Origin of the sequence: Caballeronia sp., assembly GCF_049581465.1 — a bacterium.
In the GTDB taxonomy this organism is placed as follows: domain Bacteria; phylum Pseudomonadota; class Gammaproteobacteria; order Burkholderiales; family Burkholderiaceae; genus Caballeronia.
The window spans coordinates 1-4,171 of the sequence record NZ_JBAUSA010001307.1 but is presented as its reverse complement, the minus strand read 5'-3'; the positions used below and the strand labels follow the sequence as shown (position 1 = coordinate 4,171).

Here is a 4,171-nt window from a genome sequence, read left to right as displayed (position 1 = left end):
GCCGATTTTCAGCCGTGTACATATCGGCGGTCAGTACTTCGCATTCGGCCAGGAGATATTCAATCGGGAAGACAAGGTCGTAATTGTGATTCCACGTCTCGTCCGTCAATAATCCACGTCCGGCTTGGAGATACTTAAGTGCCGAGGCGTACGCCGTTGAGATCTTTGCGCGCCTACCCGCGATAAGATTCAATTCCGCAATGCGTTCATGCTCCGCAACCGATGTGATCAGATCAGATCCACGGTTAAGTTGATTGACGATCTCGAAGATCCCTTCCTCGAGTTTGTCGGGAGCGGTGTGTGATGCCATCAACATGCCGATTCGCAGATGCGCCTCTGCCCGCAGTTCTTGGGGGATTAGCGAGTACGCTGCTTCCTGCACACGGTCGTGCAGGAACCGGTAAGCATCTTCAGATCGGGAAACGAGGCCCGTTCGGACTGCTTCCCAAAGCTGTTCATGCATTTCCTCGCTCGAGTCCTGATAAACCACGCGTAGCATGGCAAAGTCGGCGCTGCTCCCAAGGCACGCAAGCTGCTGGAGTGCTTTCTGCGTCCCGGCGGGCAGACGATTCAACTTCCCCACCATCAGGTCCACGACATTGTCGGTAAAACACTTGACGTGAATGCGATCCAGGTCCCAAGACCAGTGCCCTTCGATATGGTCAAAAACGAGTAATCCCTCTTCGAAGAGAGCAGATATAAATTGAATGGCGAAAAATGGATTGCCGCTAGTCTTTTCCTCGACGAGTTCCGCCAACGGGCTGGCACGCCCCCGCTCACAATGAAGGGAATCTCCAAGCAACTCTTCCAGGTCGTCACGCGTCAGAGGCGCCAGTACGATGTCATGCACTATCGCTCCAGCCTGGCGAATGGCTTGCAGCTTGCGCATCAGCGGATGGGTGGGGGCCACTTCGTTATCGCGATAGGCACCGATCAACATCACACGTTTCACGTCCGGATGCGTGAGTAGATCCCCCATCAGATCCAGCGTAGCCGCGTCAAGCCATTGCAGATCGTCGAGGAAGAGAGCAAGGGGATGCTCCCGCGTGAATGCGCTGATAAATCGACGGACTACCAACTGGAAGCGACTTTGCGCATCCTGTGGCGGAAGTTCCGGAACAGGCTGCTGCTCGCCGATGATGAGCTTCAATTCGGGAACCAGGTCCACCATGAGCTGACCATTGGGACCGAGCGCCTCGCGGATCGCATCGCGCCAGCGGCCCAGCTCTTCTTCGTTCTTCACCAGGATTGGACGGATGAGGCTCTGGAAGGCAAGCGCTAAGGTCGCGTAAGGGATGTCGCGCTTGTACTGATCGAATTTGCCTGACGCAAAAAGCCCTCGAGGCGGAACGAGTGGTTTATGGAGTTCATTGACAACGGACGACTTGCCGACACCCGAATAGCCGGAAACAAGCACGAGTTCCGGAAACCCTCCCGCGACGACCCGATCGAAGGACGCTAATAGTGTGTTGATTTCAGATGCTCGCCCGTACAATTTTTCGGGAATCAGCAGCCGATCCGGCGTGTCGTGCTCGCCGAGCGGGAACTCGCCGATGCGTCCACGAGATTCCCATTCCTTTAGACATCGCTGAAGATCGCGCTCAAGTCCCACTGCTGTCTGGTATCGCTCTTCAGCCGTTTTGGCGAGCAACTTCATGATGACGGACGAGACTGGAGGCGGGATATCTGGCGTTCGTTCTCCGGGGGGAAGGGGCTGTCTTGCAATATGACAGTGCACCCATTCCATCGCGTCGGAGCCGGTGAAAGGGAGGCTGCCCGTCAACAGTTCGTAAAGCGTGACCCCCAGGGAATAGAGATCACTGCGAGAATCGACTGAGCGGTTCATGCGCCCGGTCTGTTCAGGCGACATATAGGCTAATGTGCCGGTAATCATCTCCGGCGGCACAGGCGGCAGCCGCTCTCGGGGGAGACGGGACGCGATGCCAAAGCCCGTCAGCCACACGTGACCCGAGTCGTCGACAAGGGCGTTTGCAGGCTTGACGTCCTTATGGATGAGACCTTGCCGGTGGGCGAGGCTCAGTGCTGCTGTAAAACCGATGGCTATGCGCAAGAAGCGAATCAGATCGAGTGGCTGGCCCTTGTGATGCTCGATGACCCGATCCAACGGTTCACCACCGGGATCCCTAAGAATAAGGACCGTTCGTCCCTGGCGACGAGTCAGTGCGAGCGGCTGAGCTGCCCATGCCGCATCGAGTTCGGTCGCTAGCGACCATTCTTGCTGGAGCCGCCGGAGGCTCTGAGGCGAGGGCTGTTCAGCGGCGAGCGCCAGGATCGGCATCGGGTTGCCGAGCTCTCTGCCGCGGTAGAGAGTGAAGTCCGCCTCCTCGCGAAGCGGCTCCAATATGTACTCGGAATCCTCTGCCATTGAGAACACTCGCGTCGTCAGGACGAAAAACCGCTTCTTTCACAGAGAGAATGGGCTCCCGAAATTCCGCAATCGTGGGCAATATTATTTTTAGAGGAAACGCCGACGCTGGGTGGGGCGTTTTCCCCATCGCCAGACACAATGATAGTCTCATAGATGATGCCGAACTTGCGCGCCCAACCCGCATCAGATATTGGGATCGATTAAAGGATTAAACGCGGATCAAACGCGGGCCGGTGATTCGATTTTCCGCGAACGTCAAGCGTCAGAACTCGCTTCGGTACGCGAATAGCCCGGGTAGGCCGCCGGTCATTACAAACAGAACGTTCTGTCCCGGGCGATGCTCTCCGGACGTGACGCTCTCCACGAGACCCGCAAACGCCTTTCCGCCATAGACCGGATCGAGAAGGAGACCTTCCGTCGATGCCATCAGGCGAACCGCCGCACGCATACTGTCGGTTGGGATTCCGTAGCCCGATCCGCGCTGGCCTTCATCAATTGAAATCGCATCATGATCAATGCTCAGATTCGCGTCGATAAGTCGGACCGTTTGATTGGCTTTATCAAGTGTGATGGCGTGAGCCTGCTCGGCATTTCCATACACCGTGAACCCAGCAACGAGCGACGGGTTTAGGCCAAGAGCGACAAGACCGGCAACAAGTCCCGCATGCATTCCGCCGCTTCCGTTAGGCACGACGATACGATCAAAGGACAAACCCTCGGCACGCGATTGACCCACGATTTCGGCCGCGCAATCTGCATACCCCAAACATCCGATGGGACTTGAGCCGCCGAGCGGGCACACGTAGACGTTTCGGCCCTGCCCACGCAGCTCGCTTGCGCGCTCTTGCGCGAATTGCAGGGAATTGGCGGACCCGGGCAGATCGTGCACGCGCGCACCGAACAAGTCATCCAGCAGGATGTTTCCGTTGTCTATATAGTCGCCATCGAAACGCGGCACCACCCTTGTCAGGACAAGCTCGCATTTGAGACCGACACGCGCCGCCGCGGCGGCGGTCAACCGGGCATGATTCGATTGTCGGGCACCGACGGTAATGATCGTATCCGCTCCGGCGGCCAACGCTTCGCCGATCAGGAACTCAAGCTTTCTCAACTTGTTACCGCCGCCACCCAGGCCGTTCAGATCGTCTCTCTTGACGAAAACATTCACGCCGCCAAGATGAGTACTCAGGCGAGGAAGATGCTGAATCGGTGTTGGCCCCTCAAGAAGAGCATGACGCGCAAACTTCGAGAGATTGAGCTTGGGGGTTGATTCGAGGGTCGTAGGCTGGGTCATAGGTTTTCCGCGATCGTTGATCCCGCACCGAGAATTGTTCCAGGTCATATGCACAGCTTGCCAATTATATCGAATGAGCAGCGAGGTCCCAGCGGTTTCGCTGCCGTCCATCGGGTGTAAGGCGCGGTTATGATTGCGGGAGATGACTCCTTACGCGATGCTGTCGGGCCAGCGCTGCATGACGCTCTTGTAGTGCGTGTAAAAGCGCACCGCTTCCTGGCCGTACGCGTGATGATCGCCGAACAGCGATCGCTTCCAGCCGCCGAACGAATGCCACGCCGCCGGCACCGGACTCGGCACGTTGATGCCCACCATGCCCACCTGAATCTGCCGGGTGAATGTGCGCGCCGCGCCGCCGTCGGAGGTGAAAAGCGTTACACAGTTCCCCAGTTCGTGCGCGTTGACAAGCGCTATCGCACTCGCGAGATCAGGCACGCGGACCACCGACAGGACCGGCCCGAAAATCTCTTCTCGATAGATGCTCATAT

General features: G+C 57.5%; 3 protein-coding genes. All 3 read right to left on the bottom strand.

Annotation, left to right across the window (positions count from 1 at the left end):
* Positions 1–2,386: ATP-binding protein (locus WCA53_RS31720; protein ID WP_423921027.1), on the bottom strand; the 2,386-nt coding region annotated here is incomplete at its 3' end.
* A 265-nt stretch (positions 2,387–2,651) separates the two neighbouring features.
* Positions 2,652–3,683 (bottom strand): D-cysteine desulfhydrase family protein, encoded by a 1,032-nt coding sequence (locus WCA53_RS31715; protein ID WP_423921024.1) that lies wholly within the window; start codon positions 3,681–3,683, stop codon positions 2,652–2,654.
* 150 nt (positions 3,684–3,833) lie between these two features.
* On the bottom strand, positions 3,834–4,171 hold a 338-nt coding region (locus WCA53_RS31710), incomplete at its 5' end, for an aldehyde dehydrogenase family protein (RefSeq protein ID WP_423921020.1).